The sequence below is a fragment of the Massilia sp. CT11-137 genome (assembly GCF_047302885.1).
Classification (GTDB): domain Bacteria; phylum Pseudomonadota; class Gammaproteobacteria; order Burkholderiales; family Burkholderiaceae_D; genus Telluria; species Telluria orientalis.
Genome location: NZ_JBKYMP010000002.1, coordinates 2,300,631 through 2,320,820, shown reverse-complemented (window position 1 = coordinate 2,320,820; position 20,190 = coordinate 2,300,631). Strand labels below are relative to the sequence as shown.

The window sequence follows — 20,190 nt, the reverse complement described above, 5'->3', positions numbered from 1 at the left end:
GGCGCGCTATCAGGCCGCGATCTTGTTGGCCGACAGGTCCCAGCCGCCCGACGTGTTACCGCCCGTGCCGCCGTTGACCTTCTGCTGGGTGTACTTCCATTTCACCTTGGAGTACTTGATCGACACGTCTTCGGTCAGGATGTTGCCCTGCTCGACGGACGGCGAGACGCTGGAGATCAGGACGTTTTCCAGTTCGATCTCGAAGTACTTGACGCGCTCGCCCTGGCCGTCCGCACGCAGGAACTCGAACTTCGCTTTCGGGATGGTCTTGCCCGACGAGCAGGTCTGCAGCAGGATCGGGGTGGCCAGGTCGGCCAGCTTCGAGACGACGATGTCCTTGTGCTCGGTGCGCTCGGCGGTGTGGCCGCCGCCGGTCGACGCGGTGGCCGATTTCGGTTGCAGGACTTCCCACTGGACGCTCTTGACTTCGATCCAGTCCTTGTGTGCGGTGTCGGCGGATTCGCCTTTGATACCGTCGATTTGCAGGTAGACGTCGATTGCCATGTTGTGTTTTTCCTTTCAGTTCAGTTGATACGGGGGGACTACAAAGTTGATCAGGTGGCCGATGCCGGCAGTTCCGCGACGAGGCGCAGCGATACGGACAGTTCGTCGAGCTGGAAGTGCGGACGCAGGAACGAGACGGCCCGGTAGACGCCCGGACGGCCCGGCACTTCCTGCACCTGCACGCTCGCTTCGCGCAGCGGGAACTGCGCCTTCTGTTCCTGGCTCGCGTTGTCGTCCAGCAGGACGTACTGCGTGAGCCAGCGGTTCAGGAAGTCCTCGACGTTGGCCGCGGCGGCGAAGCTGCCGATCTTGTCGCGCATCATGGCCTTCATGTAGTGGGCGATGCGCGAGACGGCGAAGATGTATTGCAGCTGGGCCGACAGCACGGCATTCGCGTTGGCGGCGTCGCTCGCGTACTTGCGCGCCTTCTGCGCCGACTGCGCGCCGAAGAAGGCCGCGTAGTCCGTGTTCTTGCAGTGCACGAGCGAGATGAAACCGAGGTCCGACAGCTCTTTTTCGCGGCGGTCGGTGATGGCGATCTCGGTCGGGCATTTCAGCGCGATCTCGCCTTCATCCGTCTTGAACGTGTGGGTCGGCAGGTTTTCCACGAGGCCGCCGCCTTCCACGCCGCGGATCGCCGCGCACCAGCCGTAGTCCTCGAACGCGCCCGTCAGCTTGGTGCCGAACGCGTAGGCCGCGTTGCACCACAGGTATTTGTGGTGGTCGGTGCCGTCCACGTCCTCGACGTAGTTGAAGCCTTCGGTGGTGGCGCCGTCGGCCGGGTTGTACGGCAGGCGGCCGAGGAAGCGCGGCAAGGTGAGGCCCACGTAGCGCGCGTCTTCCGATTCGCGGAACGCCTTCCATTTCGCGTATTCGACGGTGTCGAAGATCTTCGACAGGTCGCGCGGCTTGCCGAGATCCGAATAACTTTCGAGGCCGAACAGCTCGGGCGACGCGGCCGTGATGAACGGCGCGTGCGCGGCCGCCGCCACGTGCGACATCTGCTCGATGAAGTACATGTCTTCCGGCTGGCGGGTGATCTCGAAATCGCCCAGCAGCGCCCCGAACGGCGCGCCGCCGAAGGTGCCGAATTCTTCTTCGTAGACCTTGCGGAACATGGTGCTCTGGTCGAACTCGATGGCGCTCTGGAAGTCCTTCACCAGTTCGCGCTTGGTCGCGTTGAGCATCTTGACCTTCAGGTTCGGGCCCGTCGCCGTGTTGTTGACGAGGTAGTTCAGGCCCGTCCAGCTGGATTCCAGCTTCTGGAATTCCGGCGCGTGCATCACCGCCGACAGCTGCGCGGAGATCAGGCGGTCCAGCTCCGCCACGCGGGCGTCGATGGTGGCGGCCAGGTTGTCGGACACGACCACCGTGCCGTCCATGACCTGGTTGACCAGTTCCGCGATCAGGTCGCGGGCGCGCGCATGTTCGGCGCTGGATTTCGCCACCTTGCTCTGCTCGACGATCTGGTCGAGCAGGTCGGCCTCGGGTGCGAGGGGAGTGTCGGCCGCGAGGGCCGCGTTCTGGAGTGCGGACATGATCACTCTTTCGTCGTCGGCTGGCCCAGCTTGGCCAGGGTTTCGGTGCTGTTCAACACGTCGTTGAGCAGGTCTTCGAGCTTGTCGTTACCGGCCAGCTTGTTGCGCAGGTCGGCCAGCTTCGTGCGGGCCTCGAGCAGCTTACGGAGCGGCTCGACCTGGTTCACGACGGCCTCGGGACGGAAATCGTCCATCGAGCGGAACGTCAGGTCGACGGCGAACTGGCCGCCCTCGCCCGTGAGTTCGTTGTTCACGCGGTACGTGGCGCGGGGTTCGACGCCCTTCATGACTTCGTCGAAGTTGTCGCGGTCGATGCCGACGAAGCTGCGCTCCTTCAGGCGTTTTTGCGGGACTTCGGAATTCCCGCCGAAATCGCCGACGACGCCGACGACCAGCGGCAGCTCCTTGTTCTCGATCGCGTCGCCGATCTCGACGTCGTACGTCATTTGCACGCGCGGCGGGCGGACTTTCTGCAGTTTTTTCTGCACACTGGAATTTCTGGACATGGGATTCCCCTGTGGTTGTTTCGGACGTTATTTCAGTGCGCCGAACGGATCGGCACCGGACGCGCCGGCGGCGACGGCGTGTTTCGCCTTCGGCCTGGCGCGGCCCTTCGCGGCGGCTTTCGCCGGCGGCGCGGCCTGCACGGGCGGCGGCACGAGGATCTGCTCGCCGAGGCTCTCGCGCAGCAGCTTGGCCAGGTCCTGCGACTCGGTCTTGATCGAGCCGGACAGGTTGTTCTGGCGGCTCAGGTCGGCCAGGGCGCGCGTCGACAGGCGCAGGCCGCTGATGGCGATGATGCTGTTCGCCAGGCGGTCGTTCGGATCGCGCACCAGCACTTCCTGGGCGCTGACGATCGCTTCGCCGTACTGGCCGGCGTCGTAGCGGGTCTGGGCGATGCTGGACCACGGCGTCTTGTCGGCCGGGTAGGCGGCGGCCGCCTCCTTCCACAGCGTGACCGCGTCTTCCTTGCGGCCGGCGGTGCTGGCCTCGGTGGCCTTGACCAGCAGCTCGTCCATCGTGGGCACGGGCGGCTTCTCGGCCAGTTCCGGCTTCGTCGTCGCGCAAGCGGAAAGAAGGATGGCGCAGGCGGCGGCGCCAACGAAACGGCTCAAGCGGCCAACGGGAAATGCAGGGGTCATGCGGGTCCTCGCAAAAGGGTGAACTAAGTGATGCCTTGGTATTAACTTTGTAAAACTTTTTTTATAGTATCAGAATTATATTATTGATCAACCTCAATTTTATTTACAATCGTACGCGGGTCAGTGACGAGTGAAATGCTCACCAATTTCCACTATTTCCCAATGATTTTCCTTGTAACCTGACGGCATCTGACGTTATGCCAAAGAAATATCACGAATTATCACAAAGAAAATTTGTGTCATAATCGTGCGCTAAATTTCCGTAAGAAATGTTACTGTTCTGCCATTTTCATTTTCAGCAGCGCCAGGGGATAACCAACGCATGAGCGGCAAAATCTTATGGGGCGAAGGACTGTTCCTCCGCCCCCAGCATTTCCAGCAACAGGACCAGTACCACGAGGATCGGCTGCATCGCACGGCGGGCCTGCTGCACCCGTATGCCTGGGGCGTCGTCGCGGTCCAGGTCGACCGCGACGCGCTGGCCAACGACGCGCTGCGCCTGCTCGAACTGTCGGTGCGTTTTCCCGATGGCGAGCTGTATTCCGCGCCGGGCGGCGACGACCTGCCGGACGCCGTCGACCTGAGCCAGCTGCCGCAATCCGTGCAGACCGTGACGTGGCACGCCGCCCTGCCCGGCTTCAAGCCGTACGGCGCGAATTTCAGCGGGCACAGGACCGACGGCGACGGCACGCACACCGCGCGCTTCGCGCAGCTGGACCGCGACACGCCGGATCTGTACACGCAGGCCGCGAGCGCGCAGCTGACGTACCTGCGCAAGACGGTGCGCCTCGTGTCGGACGGAGAGCCGCTGGACGCCTACGTGCACGTGCCCGTGCTGCGGCTGCGCCGCGCGGCCACCGGTGGCTTCGAGCTCGATGGGTCGTTCGTGCCGCCGAGCCTGACGATCAGGAGCGCGCCGCTACTGTTCCTGCAGCTGCGCCGGCTGCTGGATGCGCTGCAGGCGAAGGTCAGTGCGCTGTACGGCCACCACCGCGAACCGAGCCGGCACGTGATCGAATTCCGCTCGGGCGACATGTCGTCGTTCTGGCTGCTGCACACGGCCAGCACGGCGTGCGCGAACCTGTCGCACTACTTCCACAATCCGGCGCTGCATCCGGAACGGCTGTACGAACAACTGCTGTCGCTGGCGGGCAGCCTGATGACATTTTCGAAGAGCTGGACCCTGGCCGACCTGCCGCCGTACCAGCACGCCGATCCCGGCCCCGCGTTCGCGACACTGCACCAGATCATCCGCGAGCTGCTCGACACCGTGATCTCGTCGCGCTACTTCGCCATCGCGCTGCGCGAAGTGAAACCGTCGTACTGGCACGGCATGCTGGACTCGGAAAAAATCGACGACAAGACGACGTTCTACCTGGCCGTGTCCGGCGACATGCCGGCCAGCGAACTGGTGGACGTGGTGCCGCTGCGGCTGAAGATCGGCGCGCCGGACGACGTGGAAAAATTCGTGCTGTCCGCGATGCCCGGTGTGCGCCTCGTGCACGCGCCGCAGGTACCGGCCGCCGTGCCGGTGCGGCCGGACGCGGTCTACTTCGCCATCGAAGCGAAAGGCCAGATGTACGAGCGCATGCTGCAGGCGCAGTCGATCTCGATCTACGTCCCCGGCAGCATGGCGGACGTGAAGCCCGACCTCGTCGCCGTGACCTCCTGAACCCGAGAGACCTTCCATGACCACCGCAACCGCACCTTCCCTCATGGCCGCCGGCACCCCGGCGGCGGCGCCGGCGGCGCCGCAGACGCTGCTGGACCTGATGTACGACGGCTTCTACGCCCTGTTCATGCTCAAGAACGGCAACGGCCCGCAGGACGACGCCGCGTTCGTGCGCAAGATGACGCAATTCCTCGACGACTTCGGGCGCAATGCGCGCAAGCACAACGCGTCGCCGGACGACGTCGACGCCGCGAAATACGCGTTCTGCGCCGCGGTCGACGAGATCATCCTGCGCTCGCACTTCACGATCCGCGACGCCTGGGAGCGCCGCCCGCTGCAGCTGCAGCTGTTCGGCGACCAGCTCGCGGGCGAGCACTTCTTCGAACGCCTGGAACAGCTGCGCGCGCGCGGCAGCGCCCACGTGGAAGCGCTCGAAGTCTTCCACATGTGTCTCCTGCTCGGCTTCCAGGGCCGCTACATCCTGGAGGGGACCGAAAAGCTGAACTACCTGACATCGCGCCTGGGCGACGAGATCGCGCACATGAAGGGCAAGCGCGGCGGCTTCGCGCCGCACGCGGAACGTCCCGACCAGATCCGCCACAAGCTGCGCAGCGACCTGCCGCTGTGGGTGCTGTGCTCGGTGTTCGGCCTGATCTGCGTGCTGGGCTATGTGGGGCTGCGCACGTCGCTCGGGCACACGAGCGAGGCGCGCATGAATGCGTACAGCGACGTCGTCAAGATGGCGCCGCGGGCGGCGAATCTGACGATCACGCTGCCGTGAGCAATCGCCGCTCCCGCGGCGCCCACGGCGCCGTCGCATTTTGCCTGACGCTGCTTGGCGCGCACGCTGCGGCCGTACACGCCGCGCCGCCGGCAGGGATCCCCCTGCCCTTGAACGGCACATCGTTTCACACGTACGACATGGCATTTTCCGCCGATGGCGAACGCGTCTGCGTTACGGGCTACGATATCGACGACATGGGCGCGTCGGTGCCTGTCCTCGTGCTGGTTGATCGTGAACGTGGGAGCGCGGCGTGGCGCAAGCCGATTGCGCTTCCCGACGTCGTGGCGACGGCGTATCCCGTCAAGTGCCTGGTCGGCGCCGAGCGTGTCGTCCTGCTGACCAATGCCGCCACCGGCTTCACTCAGCCAGGATCCAGCGCGAGCGTCTACGTGTACGCGTTCGACCTGCGGGGCAACCCGATTGCGTCGACGCGGCTTGCGGTGCCGGGCCAGAACCAGTACGGCTATACGTTGGCAGAAACGCCGGACAGACTGACGGTCGCGGGATACACGATGGATGCCGACGACAAGAACGAGCGCTACGCGACGTTCACGCTCCATCTGGACCAGCGACTGCAGCCACGCGGGGCGCCGCTGCAGCGCCGTAACGGCGCCTTCGCATGGCCGTTCGGCGCGCGTCTCGAAGGCGACAGCCTTTACATCGCGGGGACGTTCTTTCCGGCCACGGCGCCGGCCGGCGCGGCGGGAGCCATCATGGCCTCGCGCATGAAGGCAAACGGAGGCTACGTCTGGAGCACTCCGGCCACACACGTGGCGGACGTCGATGTGCGCTTCGTCGTGGCGCCGGACGGGACGACGCATGCGTTGAGCATCGGCCCCGACAATTTGACGTTGACCACCATTGGACCCGACGGCAAGGCGCATCCGCCGTCGTTCCAGCCCGGAACGTATTGCTCGGTCGCGTCGATCGCCCCCTACGGCGACGGGGTTGCGGCCGTCGTCAAACCATGCAAGGGAAAGCACAACCGTCTCGTCACGCTGTCCCTGCGGCCGGATAAAGGAACTATCGTAAAGACGCTTCCGAACGAACCGCTATATGTGGCAACGAAGGCGGCCCTGTGGAGCGCGCTCGCGCGCGCCCCGAACGGGAAGGTCTACCTGTACACGGGTACCGCCGGGAGCCTGTGAGGGGCCAGCCACGAAGCCGGCGGAACACCTGCAGCGCTTCGCTTTCACGGAGTCAGCGGGCTCCTTCCGGGACAAGCGCGCACGATAGTTGAATTCACCTTCATCCAGCTTTGCCGGAGACTGGGCTCGGACTACGCCTGCAACGACAACCGGTAAACGGTCGTCTGCCGGTACACCTGCCCCGGATGCAGCATCACGCGCGGCCACGCCGCGCTCATGAGGCCGGGCCGGGCGTGGGCTTCGACGCGGAACGCGTCCAGGCGCGGCAGGCCCGCGCCGCTGCTGAAGCGCACGGCCGCCTCGGTCGTGTGCAGCTGGAGGCGGCGCCCGGAAGCCGGGTCGAACACGCGGGCCACTTCGCGCAACTGCCCCTGGCCGCCGGCGAAGTGGTTGCGGACGCAGAAGCAGTGATCGAAGCCGCCGGCGCGCTGCAGCTGGGTGTCGGTCCAGTGCAGGCGCGGGCCGATCGCGGCGGCCTGGCGGAAGTCGAAGGCCGTCCCGCCCACGGCGGCCACGCCGGCGGGCGTGCCGCCCGGCCCCGTTTCCTCGAAATAGTCGGCGTCGATCTGCACCATGTGGTCGCCCACGTCGGCCACGCTGCCGGAGAGATTGAAGGAAGGATGCGCCAGCGCCGCGAGCGGGATCGGCACGCCGGCCACGGCCTGGTACTCGATCGACAGGGCGCCCTCGTCGTCCAGCCGGTAATGCACGAGCATCCCCGCCCCGTCGCCGCCCGCGGTGAGCGCCAACGACACGACGCCGTTCGCCTGCCGTCCCTCCCAGCGCGCGGCGCGGCCGCCGGACGGGATGCCGTCGAGGTCCGACTGCACGACATCGGCCATGCGCCCATAACGGTCGGGCGCGACCCAGGCACGCAATTGCGCGCCCCGTTCGCCGATCGTCACGGTCATGCCGGCCGCGTTCTCGAGCATGAACGAGCGTTCGCCGGCCGCTACGGCCGGGGCGCCCGGAATGAGGTGGATCGTCATTGCAGTCTGGCTTCCCGAGGTTCGATAGGAAGCCATTCTCCCGGCCCGCGCGTTGTGTTTCAATTACGAAAATCACCAACGGGCCGAACGATTCTCGCCGATGCTACGCGGCGGTGCGTTCGCCCAGCGCCCGGTCGCGCCACGCGCGCGGCGTGCAGCCGAGTTCGCGCTTGAACACGAGGTGCATGTACTGCGTGGACGTGAACCCGCAGCCCAGCGCCACGTCCGCGATGCTGCGCTCGCCGCTTTCCAGTCCCGCCTTGGCCGCTTCCAGCTTCGACTTGAGGATCATGTCGTGCACGCTGCAGCCCAGCTCCTGGCGGAAGTAGACTTCCAGCGAGGAGCGCGACACGCCCACGTACTCCGCCACCTGGTGCGTCTTGATGCCCTGGCACGCGTACTGGCGGATGTAGTGGCAGGCCCGCATCACGTGCGGATGCTTGACGGCCTGGTAGCGGCTCGACGCGAGGACGTTGATGCCGGCCGGCGGCACGAGGATGCGCGTGTTCGACAGGCGCACGCCGTGCAGCATCTGCTCCAGCAGGTGCGCCGCCGTGCGGCCCATCTCGTGCGCGCCCTGGATCACGGAACTGAGCGGGATGCGGGTCAGCATGCGCACGAGCGGGTCGTTGTCGATGCCGATCAGCGCCACCTGCTCCGGCACCGAGATGCCGGCGATCGCGCAGGCCTGCAGCAGCTGGCGCGCGCGCGCGTCCGTGACCGCGATGACGCCCACCGGCTTGGGCAGGCTGCGCAGCCAGTCGATCTGGCCCTGCACCGCCGCGTCCCACGACGCCGCGCTGGTCTCGCAGCCGCGGAAGATCTCCGCTTCCATCCGGTCGTCGGCCATCAGGGTGCGGAACGCGCGCTCGCGTTCCTGGGCCCAGCGGCTTTCCTGCGCTTCGGGCAGGCTGAACATGGCAAAGCGTTGCAGGCCGACGTCGATCAGGTGGTCGCGCGCCAGCTTGACCAGCTTGACATTATCGGTCGCGACATAGGGCACGCCGGGCGGATACGCGTCCTCGTTCGCATAGGAACCGCCGACGCCGACCACCGGCACCGTGCAGCCGGATAATGCCCGGACGACGGCCGGGTCGTCGAAATCGGCAATGACGCCATCGCCCTGCCAGCGATCCATTCCATTCAGGCGCAGGCGGAAATCCTCTTCCAGAAATAAATCCCAGGCCACGCGCGTACCGCCCAAATGGCCGGCAATTCCGGCAATCACATCGCGATCGAACGTTTTGTTTCCGTTGAATAGCAGCGCTATCCGATAGGCTTTCGTCGTTTTCACTCTTGTCGTCTCCTGTGAAACTATTTTTATTTTGTTTCCGGGCTAAACGGGCCCGGCATGGCATGTTTAGTAAACAGCTCGGTAAACAGATAACGCAGCAACAAGGAGATCAGGCAGCGCAATGCCCGACAAAGCGGGGCAAACAATGGATGATGTTTTCCAGGCGCCGGGAAGATGCGCTCATTGCGAGCGCGCGGCTGGAATGGGTTGGGCACGGGACATGCGCAGTCATGGGATGGTTCCTCGTAGCGTGACCGGGGTGCCGGTGGCGGCGCCCCTTCAGCTCAAGAATAGGATCCCACCCCGGGGCGCCTATAACGTCAGCAAGCGGATTTCTTTCACCGTGCAAAAAGTACGATCAGTTTTGCAGGGAGTGGAAGGCTGGATCAGCCGTTTCCCACCTTTTTTGGCCGTGACTCGGCGTCGATGGACGGCTGGCCAGGTGCCAGCGTCCGGAATGCCTTCGGCGTGCAACCGTACTCTTCCTTGAACAAACGGTTGAAATACGACACGTTGGCATAGCCGACCGAATAGGCGATTTCCGCCACGGTCGCGGTGCTTTTTTCCGTGAGCAGGCGCGCCGCTTCGGTCAGCCGCAATTTATTCACATAACCGGTGAACGTCATGCCGAGTTCCGTTTTCAGCAGCTCATTCACTTTATTCCGGTTGGCACCGGTGCCGGCCACCACGCTTTCCAGTTCCAGTTCGGGATTCGTGTAATTCGTCGCGATATATTTCAGCACCGTCGCGCTTTCCTCGTCCCGATATGGCTGCACGGTTAATTGGCGGTAAGCGACCAGCGGCAGATCCTTTTTCAATCTGGAATTCAGGCTGGCGGCCAGGGTCCTTGTATGGGTCCGGAAAAACCAGATGCCGAACATGATCCAGCCCGTTACGAGAATCACGGCAAGCGCGCCGATATACCGGTAATCCTGCCTGTGCAATTTGATATTGCTGATTTCCACGTGCGCATCGAGGTCGAATGGCGTTCGCGAACTCGAACCGAAGGAAAACTGCGCCACCTTGTCGAGCTGGTAATCCTTGGACGACAGCGGCAGTTTCATCATCGACAGCCACCAGTCGGGGACGGTCAGCCGCCGGATGTCGATGGACACGGGCACGCCTTGTTCGTTACAAGGAAAGAACGTACCGGGCGACCGGTAGGTGAGGTACTGGCCCGGGACCGAGATCTTGTCGTCGAACACGGTCATGCCCAGCATCATCGGATAGGCGGGCAAGCAGCGCGCGGTGAACGTGATGGTCTCGTATCCCCGCAGGTCGACCGTGGCCAGGTTGCCCTTCGCGTCCTTGGCCATGAACCGGATGCCGGCAAACGGAAACTTGCCGTCGTGCGTCAGGCGGTAGTCGAAGGATACCGCGCCGGGTCCCGCACCGCGCAGATTGACTGCCGACGTGCCGTCCAACTCCTTGTCGGACACGGCGACGGGGTCCCAGCGGATGCCGTCCCGGAGCGCCGGCGACAACGTATAGGTCGGCTGGCTCAGGAAAATGAACAAGGCCGCGAGCAGCGCATCCACGACCAGCAGCGCGATCAGAAAGAGCAGCGACTTCTTGTAAAACTCTTGCATGGTCGTACGGCCGTTGAGTGATCTTCGATCGCTCCGATCATAACAGCCCGGTCAATACGAAGGCAAAAAAAGGGGCGGCCCAGGGCCGCCCCATAAAACCTACCATGCCAGGCGGTAGGAGACTACCCAGCCATTGTGGAAGCCATGACGCGCCGCCGCAATTGTGAAAAATGCCAGCACCCCATACGAAATTGCCCAACCTCGACACCTACGACAAATCGTATGGCAGGAAGCGAATTTCGTAATTGCCCGACCCTGTCCCGACACGTCAGAATGCATGACTATCCAGACCTCTATCCATAAGAAAGGCTACGAATGTTCACCCGGAGACTCCTCCCACTCGCGCTGGCGTGCGCACTCGCAGGCGGCGCATGCGCCCCCGCCGCGGCCGCCCAGCCGGACTTCCCGACCGTCCTTTACGGCGCCGCGTACTATCACGAATACATGCCCTACGAGCGGCTGGACAAGGACGTCCAGATGATCAAGGCGGCCGGCTTCAACGTCGTGCGCCTGGGCGAATCGACATGGAGCCTGTGGGAGCCGGAGGACGGCCGCTTCGAGACGGCGTGGATGGACCGCGTCGTCGACGCGATGGGCAAGGCCGGCATCAAGGTCATCATGGGCACGCCCACCTATTCGATCCCCGCGTGGATGGCGCGCCAGCATCCGGAAATCCTGGCGACCAAATTCAACGGCGCGAAGAACACGTACGGCATGCGCCAGAACATGAATACGGATTCTCCCGCCTACCGCTTCTACGCGGAGCGCCTGATCCGCCGCATCGCCGCGCACTACAAGGACAACCCGAACGTCATCGGCTGGCAGGTCGACAACGAGACGGGCAGCTACGGCGCCGCCAACGACGACGTCTTCATCCGCTTCCAGCACTACCTGGAAAAGAAATTCGGCACGCCGGAAAACCTCAGCCGCGCCTGGTTCCTGAACTACTGGGGCCAGGACCTGCATTCGTGGACCGACCTGCCCCGGCCGGACGGCGCCCAGAGCACGGGCTACAAACTGGAATGGTCGCGCTGGAGCCAGATGCGCGTGACGGACTTCCTGCACTGGCAGGCGCAGCTCGTGCGCGAATGCGCGGGCCCGCGCCAGTTCGTCACGCACGATTTCGCCGGCTCGCTGCACGGCGACGTCAACGAAAGCGCCGTCGCGCAGAAGCTCGACGTCGCCGGCGTGAACATCTACCACTGGGGCACGCAGGACCAGTACAACGGCGCTGCCCAGAAGCTCGACGGCGACTTCACGCGTTCGCTCAAGGGCGGCAACTTCCTCGTCACGGAAACGAACGCGCAGACGACCGACTGGAGCTCCTCGTTCCAGTACCCGCCGTACGACGGCCAGTTCCGCCAGGACGTCTACACGCATTTGTCCAACGGCGCCAACATGGTCGAATACTGGCACTGGGCGTCGATCCACGCGAACCAGGAGACGTACTGGAAAGGCGTCCTCTCGCACGACCTGGAGCCGAACCGCGCCTACGCGGAAATGAGCCGCACCGGCAAGGAACTGCAGAAGATCGGCCAGCGCCTCGTCGACCTGCGCATCCACAACGACGTCGCGATCCTGTGGAGCCGCGATTCGCTCAATGCCATCAACGACATGCCGTTCGCGAAGCAGTCGCAATGGGGCTCGGCGGGCAGCAACGCCGACTACGGCTCGGAAGTGCGCCAGATCCACCGCGCGCTGTACGACCTGAATGTCGGCACCGACTTCGTGTTCCCGGACACGGCCGACCTGTCCGCGTACAAGGTCCTGGTCGTGCCGTCGCTGTACATCGCGGACGACGCGCTGCTGCAGCGGATCGCCGAGTTCGTGCGCAAGGGCGGCCACGTCGTGATGGGCTTCAAGAGCGGCTTCGCGAACGAGAACGCCGCGGTGCGCTGGACGATGGCGCCGGGTCCCCTGCGCCAGGTGCTCGGCTTCCACTACCAGGAATTCTCGAACCTCGCACAACCGCTCGCGCTGAAGGGCGACCCGTTCCAGGCCGGCGACGACAACAAGGTGCGCCACTGGGCCGAGTTCCTGCAGCTGGATACGGCGAAGGCGCTCGCCTGGTACGACCACCCGTTCTTCGGGCGCTGGCCGGCCATCACGGCGAACCAGTTCGGCGCGGGCAAGGCCGTCTACGAAGGCACGTATTTGTCGGACAAGCTGCAGAAGGCCGTGCTGCAATCCGTGCTGCAGGAGAAGGGCCTGATCGGGCCGGACCAGCAACTGCCGTCGCACATCCAGGCGCGCACGGGCGTGAACCGGTTCGGCAAGACCATCCGGTATTACTTCAACTACTCGGGCAGCCCCGCGACGTTCACGTACCGCCACAAGACCGGCACGGACCTGCTGACGTCCCGCGCCGTCAAGGGCGACGAGACCGTCACGCTGGCGCCGTGGGATCTCGCGATCGTCGAGGAGAACTGAAAAGGAGCCTCGGAAAACCGTCGCAGCAGGTTTTACGACGCTCCTTAACGGAACAGCAGCTGGGCGTAGTGATACAGGTTTTCCGCCCAGCTGTCCCGGTCATGCCCATACCCGTCCACGTTCCACACGTGGGCGACGCCCTGCTCGCGCAGCTGGCGGTGCACGCCCTGCGCGACGTTGATCAGTCCATCGCGGTTGCCGCACGACAGATACACCAGTTTCAGCTTGCCCTTCGCCTGCGCCGCCTCACCCGCCAGCTTCGCGGGCGCTTCCGTGTTCGGCGCCGGCGAGAAACCCGCCACCCAGTTGAACGCTTCCGGATGCCCCAGGCCGAAATTCAGCGCCTGCCCGCCGCCCATCGACAGGCCGCCGATCGCGCGGTGCGCGCTGTCCTTCAGCGTCGGATACGCGGCGTCGGCGGCGGGAACCAGTGAATCCAGCAGGTCGCGCTCGAAACGCGCGAAGCCGGCCGCGTTTTCCGGCGTGAAGACCTTGTTCTCCGGCGGCGCGCGGTCGTCCGCCAGTGCGCGGCCGTTCGGCATCACGACGATCATCGGCACGATCTTGCCGGCGGCCGCGAGGTTGTCGAGGACGTCCTGCGCGCGCACATAGCCGCGCCACTCGTCCTGGTTGCCGCCGATGCCGTGCAGGAGGTACAGCACCGGGTAGCGGTGCGACTTGTCGTAACCGGGCGGCAGCCAGACGTTCGCCGTGCGGCGCTTGTTCGTGACGCTGGACGCGTAGGTGAACGTCTCCACCTTCCCTTGCGCGCGGCCCGGCTGCGCATCCGCGAATCCGGCGGGCGGCGGCGCGAACGCGCGCACGTCGTCGGCGGCGAGGACGATAGTGCGCGCGAAGTTGGCGCGCGCCGTTTCTGCGCTGACCTTGGCGTTGTCCTTGGCGTTGACGTCGGTGTCCTGCGCCTGGGCGGCGGTGCACAGGAGGGCGGCCGCCATGGCGGCGGCAAGCTGAATCTGCATGTCTCGGTTCCTGAATGGATTATTGTTGGATTGTCACGGCCCGGCCATCGTACACGAGATCGGCCGCCTTACCCTCCCGGCCGACGATGACGACCTTGAACCGGCGCCGCGCCTGCATGCCGGGGAACGCGCCGCGGCGCTGCGCGATCGTCAGCTTGCGCGCCGCGTCGTCCCAGTGCATGCCGGTCAGCGCGTATTCGCCGCGCTCGTAGCCCCAGCCCTCGCCCGCATCCTCGTAATACGTATAGTCGCCGTCGGCGCCCGGGTAGATCCGCAGTTCGATCGGCGCATCGGGCTGTTCCGACGCATATTGCACGACGGGGCCCAGCGGGACGATGCTGCCCGCCCGGACGTGCACCGGCATGCGGTCGATCGGCGCGGCCACCGCGACCGTGCGGCCGCCAGCCAGCCGCTCGCCGGTCCGGAAATCGAACCACGTGCCCGCCGGCAGATATACGTCGCGCGTGCGCGCCGCGCCCTCGATCGGCCTGGAGCCCGGCGCGAAATACATCGGCGTCGTCACGGGGCTCACCATGATGCCGTCGCCGAACAGCATCTGCGACTTGAGGTCGTGCGTGCGCGGGTCATTTGGGAACGCGAACGCCACCGGACGGATGAACGATGCGCCGCGCAGGTGTACCAGGCCGGCCTGCGAATAGATTGCCGGCAGCAGGCGGTAGCGCAGCTGGATGGCATCCACGATCGCGTCATAAAACGGCGTGCCCGGCGCGCCGAAGTGCCACGGCTCGCGCGGCGTGTCGGTGCCGTGGCTGCGGAACATGGGCAGGAAGACGCCGAGCTGCAGCCAGCGCGTGTACAGCTCGCGGTAGCCCAGGTCGGCGGCGCCCTGGTCGAAGTCGCCGGCCATGAACCAGGGCCGGCCGCGGGCGACGAAGAATCCACCGATGTCGAACGTGACGTAAGGGTTGCCCGATGCGCTGTAACTCTGGACCGCCGCGACCTGTTGCGCGAACACGGACCACGTGGCCGAGATGTCGCCGGTCCATGCGACGGCCCCCGCCGCCTGGCTGCCGGGATAGGCGGACCGCGTCAGGTTCACGAGGCGTTTGCCGGGCGCGTGCCTGCGCCAGTTGCGCATGAAATGCTGCGCGTCGACGAGCGCGTACGCGTTCAGGTATTGCGGATCCATGACGCGCGCCAGGCCGTCGACGTTGACGTCGTCCGCGCGCCCGGAACGCTTGGCATCCCACGTCCAGTCGGCGACTTCCGGCTCCGTCGAGTCGCACCACCACGCATCGATGCCATGCCGGCCCAGATATTTCCACACGTTGCTGAAATAGACGTCGGCCGCCTCGGGACGGAAGAAATCGACGTACGGCGTGCCGCCGCTCAGGTAGCCGCCGTCCTTCAGTTCCTTGCCCGGTGCATCGAGCGGGCTCGGATTCGGCCAGATCGAGATCATCACGTGCGCGTTCTCGTCGTGCACGGCCTTCGTCATCGCCGCGATATCGGGATAGCGCGCCGCTTCCGGCACCGGGCTGCCCCAGTGGTCCGGCGTCCAGTAATTCCAGTCCTGCACGATGAGGTCGAGCGGGATGCGGCGCTTGCGGAATGCCTTCACCGTCTCGACGACTTCGTCCTGCGTCTTGTAGCGTTCCTTCGACTGCACGTAGCCGTAAGCCCAACGCGGCAGCATCGTCGCGGCACCCGTCAGCTCACGGTAGCCTTCGACCGCGCCATCCATCGACGGCCCCAGGATGAAGTAGTAATCGAGATCGTCCACGACGTCGCTCGCGACGGACATGCCCGTCTTCCCGTCCGCGAACGTCATGGCGCTGTACGTGTCGAACAGCACGCCGTAGCCGCGCGTCGACACGACGAACGGGATCGCGATGCGCAGGTTGTGCTGGTACAGGCGCCTGGTCTTGCCGCGCAGGTCGAGGTCGGCCGTCTCGTCGAAGCCCAGGCCGTACAGCGCTTCCTCGTCTCCCAGGCGGAACCGCGCCGTCGCTTTCCACGCGTCGCGGTCCTTCATCTGGACATACTTGCCGGCCACCTGCCGGTCGCCGTCGACCGTCTTGACGGTGGACACCGTGGCCGGATCGGGCGTCGACTTGAACACGGCCACCCGCTCGAACGCACGGGGCGCCGCATCGTCCTCGCGCAGCAGCACCGCGCCGGCCGCGTTGCGGAACGCGAGCGCGCCCGTCTTCCGGTTCACCGCGACGCCCGCCTGCGCCGAGCGCAGGATGCGGGCCTCGCCCTCGTCGCTGGCCGTGATCGCCCCGGGCTTGGCGGCGACCGGCACTCGCATGAGGTGGGCGGATGTCGACCAGTCCCCATTGCGTGTCGCCGTGACGTGCACGATGCGGTCGGTGACGAATTCGACCTTCACGCGGGTGTCGTCCACCCGGTATTCGATGCCGCTGCCGGACTCGCGCACGTCCCGGATCGCCGCGAACGCGGCGTCGCGGCACAGCAGCAACACGCACGCCGCCAGCGCGGCCCGCAGCGGCCGCCGCATCATTGCGCTCCTTGCGTCAGCGTGACCACGGCACCGCCGGAACCGGCGAGCTTGAGCTGCAGGCGGCTCTTGCCCGTCACGCGCGTGGTGCGCGCAGCGAGGTGGTTGCGGTCCTTGCCGTCTTCCAGGATCGCGGCCGAATAATTCGCGCCCGGCGCCAGGAAGTCCAGCGGCACGTCGACGGTGCGGCCCGACTCGTTCGTCATCGCGCCGATGTACCACGTGCTGCCCTTGCGGCGGGCGGTCACGATGTACTGGCCGATGTCGCCGTCCAGCACGCGCGTCTCGTCCCACGTGGTCGGCACGGCGCCGATGAACTTCGCGCCGTCGGCCCAGGTGCCGTCCGCGTTGCGGTAGGCGTCCGGGCTGTCGGCCACCATGCCGAACGGCGAATCGTACACGACGTACATCGCGGCGGCCTGGCCGCGCGTCGTCTGCACGAACGGCTTCACGTTGCGGCGCTGGCCCATGAAGTCCTTCGCCGCGATCGAACGGAAACCGCCAGGCGTGTAGTCGATCGGACCGAGGATCATGCGCGTGAACGGCAGGGTCACGTTGTGGGTCGCCGTGACGCGTGCGCTCCACTTGTTGTACTCGGCGCCCATCACGCCTTCCTGCGTCATGTAGTTCGGATAGGTGCGCGTGAGGCCGTCCGGCGGATACGCGCCGTGCAGGTCGACCATCAGGTGGTGCTTCGCGGCCTTCGACAGGATCTTGTGGTAGAAGGCCACCATGTCCTGGTCGGTGCGGTCCATGAAGTCGACCTTGACGCCCTTGATGCCCCACGATTCGTACAGTGCGAACGCGTCGTCCATCTGGCGGTCGAGCTGTTTCCACTGCAGCCAGACCCACACGCCGATGTTCTTCTGCTTCGCGTACTTGATGATCTCCTGCATGTCCATCGCGGGGACCGGCTTCAGGGGATTGGACGGCAGCGGTTGTTCGGAGCTGCCTTCGTACCAGCCTTCGTCGATCAGGATGTAGTCGAGGCCCAGGCTGGCCGCGAAGTCCGTATAGGCTTTATAGGTCGCGGTGTTGACCCCGGCGCCCGGCATGTCGACGGCCCAGCCGTTCCACCAGTCCCACGATGCCTTGCCCGGCTTGATCCAGCTGGTGTCCGCGATCGTCGACGGGCTGCCCAGCGTCGCGATCAGGCTGGATTGTGTCAGGCCGCCCGGCGTGTCGGCCACCATCACCACGCGCCACGGCGTCGCGAGGGGTGCGTCGGCCAGCATCGTGCGCACGGCCGGACCATGCACCTGCACGTCGCCGTCGTAATGTGGCGCCAGCACGACCGCGACGCCCAGGCCGCCGTCGCCGCGGCCGGAATAATACGCGCCGGCATAGCCGCGCTTGTCCGCTTCGGCGATGGCGAACGTGGTCTTCTTGTTGCCCGTCTTGCACACGAGCGGTGCGTCGAACGTGTGGTGCGGACGGATCGTCGATGCCGGCACGGGGTCGAACTCGCCCTCGTGCGAGCTGTCGAAGCGGCCCGGATTGAAGCCCCAGCAGCGGTAGTCGGCCGGGAAGTCGAAGCGCGTGGCCTCGCCGTTGATGCCCAGGTCGGCCACCTGCTGGCGCGGCAGCACGTAGCGGAACGCGACGCCGTCGTCGTAGGCGCGGGCGACGAGATTGACCTTGACCGGCTTGTCCTTGCCGGCCAGTTGCAGCTCGACCTGGCTGTAGCGGTCCGCGACGCTGGCGGCCTTGCCGGCGACGGGGTGCCACGTCTCGTCGACGGTCTTGTTCTCGACGCCGGTGACGCGCAGGGTGGTGCCGTCCAGCGCGCCCTGGGTCGTGGATAGGCCGAGCGGGGATTGCGCGATGACGGTCACGCCGTCGCGGATGACCGTGTAGGCCAGTTGGCCGTCGGCGGCGGTGAGTTCGATGCGGGTGCGGTGGTCCGGCGAGACGACCGTGTACGGCGCGGCGGCGTGCGCTGGCATGGCGGCGGCGATGGCGGCGAACGCCGGGATCAGGTGTACGTGTTTCATGTTCAGGCGACTTTCAGCGTGATTGCATACGGAAGTGCGGCGCGTTCGCGCGGCAGCGTGACCTTCAGGCCCTCGGCCGTCTGGCGGAACGCGAGCGCGCCGCCGCCCACGAGTTCGACGCGGGACACGGCCTTCTTGAGGTGCTCGCCGCCGGCGCGCATGGTCTTGATGGTCACGGTGCCGTCTTCCGGCCAGCCCATCACGAACGCGTACACGGCATCCTTGCCGGTCGTGAAGCGGATGTCCGCGGCGGAGAACGGCTTGCCCTTGCCTTCGTTGAAGCCGGGGCCGGACATCGGCGCCGCGGCCGCCTCCGCCACCGGGCCTTCGCCATACAGCGCCCACGGGCGCGAATCGTAGATGCCTTCGCCGTTGACGGCCATCCAGCGGCCGATTTCCTCGACGATGGCGCGTTCCTGCTCGTCGATCGTGCCGTCGCCGCGCACGGGCACGGACAGCAGCAGGTTGCCGTTCTTGCTGACGATGTCGATCAGCGTGTGCACCACGGTCTGCGCGCTCTTGTACGCCTTGCGGTCGTAGATGCGGCGGTCATAGTGCCAGCTGCCGATGCAGGTGCAGGTCTGCCACGGCAGCGGTTCGATGCGCGGGCTCTGGCCGCGCTCGATGTCCCACACCATCGACTTGCGCTGCACCTCGTCGAGGATCTTGCCGTTGACGACGGCTTCGACCTTGCCGTGCTTCGCGGCGCTGCGGTTGTACATGTGCGCGGCCAGGCGCATGCCGATGTCGCTGACCGGATACAGGGGCAGCACCGTGTCGTCGTAATACACGAGGTCCGGGTCGTAGTTGTCGAGCAGGTCGACGGTGCGGTTGTACAGCTTGTCCGCATACGCCTTGTCCGGCGGGAGCACGCCGCCGCCCCATGCCCAGCGCTGGTCGGTGCTGCCGCCGTCGCGGCTGACTGGGTGGTTCTGCGCGTACAGCGCCTGCGGATCCAGCCCGTTCCACCACTGGCCTTTGCCGTCGGCCTTCTTCAGCCGGCCGTCGTACGGCACCCCGGCCAGCGGGCCGGTCTTGTCGGCGCCCTGCGCCGTCTCGTACCAGTTCCATGCGTGGGCCGCGTGCACGGACACGCCGAAGCGCAGGCCGTGCTTGCGGGCCGCGTCGCGCCAGCCGCCGACCAGGTCCTTGCCCGGCCCCAGCTTCGTCGAATTCCACTCGGGCTGGTAGCGGCTCTTGTACAGGTCGAAGTTGTCGTGATGGTTCGCCAGTGCGACGAAGTACTTCGCGCCGGCCTTCTTGTACAGGCCCACGAGTTCGTCCGGATTCCAGCGCTGCGCCTTCCAGCGATGGATCACGTCCTTGAAGCCGAACTTCGACGGATGACCGTATTTCGCGACGTGGTATTGATAGTGATCGCTGCCCTCCTCGTACATGCCGCGCGCGTACCAGTCGCCGTGCTCCGGCTCGCATTGCGGGCCCCAGTGCGCCCAGATGCCGAACTTGGCGTTGCGGAACCAGTCCGGGGTTTCGTATCTGGACAGCGAGGGCCAGGTCGGTTCGAACGGGCCGGTTGCCATGGGCACGCGGGCGCCGGCGGCGCCGGCATACGGGGACACGGCGAGCGCCGGGATGGCGGCCGCCATGTGCTGCAGGAGTTCACGTCGTTTCATCGGTATC

The 20,190-nt window shown here is 65.8% G+C and carries 15 protein-coding genes; 4 read left to right on the top strand and 11 right to left on the bottom strand.

Features of this window, described 5'->3' with window-relative positions:
- Positions 1-9 precede the first annotated feature (9 nt).
- From ACEN98_RS27115 to ACEN98_RS27100, 4 genes are read right to left on the bottom strand one after another with little or no spacing between them, the layout of a single operon-like run.
- Positions 10-504, bottom strand: coding sequence for an Hcp family type VI secretion system effector (locus ACEN98_RS27115; protein ID WP_056125847.1), 495 nt, complete (start codon positions 502-504; stop codon positions 10-12).
- 50 nt (positions 505-554) lie between these two features.
- On the bottom strand, positions 555-2,042 hold the full coding sequence (gene tssC / locus ACEN98_RS27110) for a type VI secretion system contractile sheath large subunit (RefSeq protein WP_413339866.1): 1,488 nt from the start codon (positions 2,040-2,042) through the stop codon (positions 555-557).
- 2 nt (positions 2,043-2,044) lie between these two features.
- Positions 2,045-2,548 (bottom strand): type VI secretion system contractile sheath small subunit, encoded by a 504-nt coding sequence (gene tssB, locus ACEN98_RS27105; protein WP_413339867.1) that lies wholly within the window; start codon positions 2,546-2,548, stop codon positions 2,045-2,047.
- 27 nt (positions 2,549-2,575) lie between these two features.
- A complete protein-coding gene (locus tag ACEN98_RS27100) occupies positions 2,576-3,184 on the bottom strand; it encodes a hypothetical protein (protein ID WP_413387993.1) in 609 nt (202 codons plus the stop codon).
- Between the two features lie 322 nt (positions 3,185-3,506).
- On the opposite strand from ACEN98_RS27100, the gene tssK reads away from it, so the two are divergent.
- From tssK to ACEN98_RS27085, 3 genes are read left to right on the top strand one after another with little or no spacing between them, the layout of a single operon-like run.
- The gene (gene tssK / locus ACEN98_RS27095; protein WP_413387992.1) at positions 3,507-4,856 is read left to right on the top strand and encodes a type VI secretion system baseplate subunit TssK; all 1,350 of its coding nucleotides are present in this window, start codon (positions 3,507-3,509) and stop codon (positions 4,854-4,856) included.
- A 16-nt stretch (positions 4,857-4,872) separates the two neighbouring features.
- Entirely contained in the window at positions 4,873-5,637 is a 765-nt protein-coding gene (gene icmH / locus ACEN98_RS27090) for a type IVB secretion system protein IcmH/DotU (protein ID WP_413387991.1), read from the top strand.
- Positions 5,634-6,788 carry a hypothetical protein gene (locus ACEN98_RS27085; RefSeq protein WP_413387990.1) on the top strand — a complete coding sequence of 385 codons (1,155 nt, stop codon included), beginning with the start codon at positions 5,634-5,636 and terminating at the stop codon, positions 6,786-6,788. The genes icmH and ACEN98_RS27085 overlap by 4 nt, the downstream gene beginning before the upstream one ends.
- 131 nt (positions 6,789-6,919) lie before the next feature.
- Here the strand turns inward: ACEN98_RS27085 and ACEN98_RS27080 are convergent, their stop codons facing one another.
- The 3 genes from ACEN98_RS27080 to ACEN98_RS27070 form a co-directional block, all read right to left on the bottom strand.
- Positions 6,920-7,777 (bottom strand): hypothetical protein, encoded by an 858-nt coding sequence (locus tag ACEN98_RS27080; protein WP_413387989.1) that lies wholly within the window; start codon positions 7,775-7,777, stop codon positions 6,920-6,922.
- 103 nt (positions 7,778-7,880) lie between these two features.
- A complete protein-coding gene (locus tag ACEN98_RS27075; protein WP_413338402.1) occupies positions 7,881-9,071 on the bottom strand; it encodes a XylR family transcriptional regulator in 1,191 nt (396 codons plus the stop codon).
- 386 nt (positions 9,072-9,457) lie between these two features.
- Positions 9,458-10,660: a helix-turn-helix domain-containing protein gene (locus ACEN98_RS27070; protein WP_413338401.1), complete on the bottom strand. Its 1,203-nt coding sequence runs from the start codon at positions 10,658-10,660 to the stop codon at positions 9,458-9,460.
- 315 nt (positions 10,661-10,975) lie between these two features.
- Here ACEN98_RS27070 and ACEN98_RS27065 point away from each other — a divergent pair, with 315 nt between their 5' ends.
- Positions 10,976-13,090, top strand: coding sequence for a beta-galactosidase (locus ACEN98_RS27065; RefSeq protein ID WP_413338398.1), 2,115 nt, complete (start codon positions 10,976-10,978; stop codon positions 13,088-13,090).
- Between the two features lie 44 nt (positions 13,091-13,134).
- Here the strand turns inward: ACEN98_RS27065 and ACEN98_RS27060 are convergent, their stop codons facing one another.
- The 4 genes from ACEN98_RS27060 to ACEN98_RS27045 are packed head-to-tail and all read right to left on the bottom strand — an operon-like array spanning position 13,135 to position 20,183.
- On the bottom strand, positions 13,135-14,070 hold the full coding sequence (locus ACEN98_RS27060; RefSeq protein ID WP_413387988.1) for an alpha/beta hydrolase: 936 nt from the start codon (positions 14,068-14,070) through the stop codon (positions 13,135-13,137).
- A gap of 19 nt (positions 14,071-14,089) precedes the next feature.
- Complete coding sequence (locus tag ACEN98_RS27055; protein WP_413387987.1) at positions 14,090-16,558, bottom strand: TIM-barrel domain-containing protein; 2,469 nt, start codon at positions 16,556-16,558, stop codon at positions 14,090-14,092.
- Positions 16,555-18,549 carry a glycoside hydrolase family 97 protein gene (locus ACEN98_RS27050; RefSeq protein WP_413387986.1) on the bottom strand — a complete coding sequence of 665 codons (1,995 nt, stop codon included), beginning with the start codon at positions 18,547-18,549 and terminating at the stop codon, positions 16,555-16,557. The genes ACEN98_RS27055 and ACEN98_RS27050 overlap by 4 nt, the downstream gene beginning before the upstream one ends.
- Positions 18,550-18,551: 2 nt before the next feature.
- Positions 18,552-20,183, bottom strand: a complete 1,632-nt coding sequence (locus ACEN98_RS27045; RefSeq protein ID WP_413387985.1) for an alpha-L-fucosidase — start codon at positions 20,181-20,183, stop codon at positions 18,552-18,554.
- Positions 20,184-20,190: the final 7 nt, after the last annotated feature.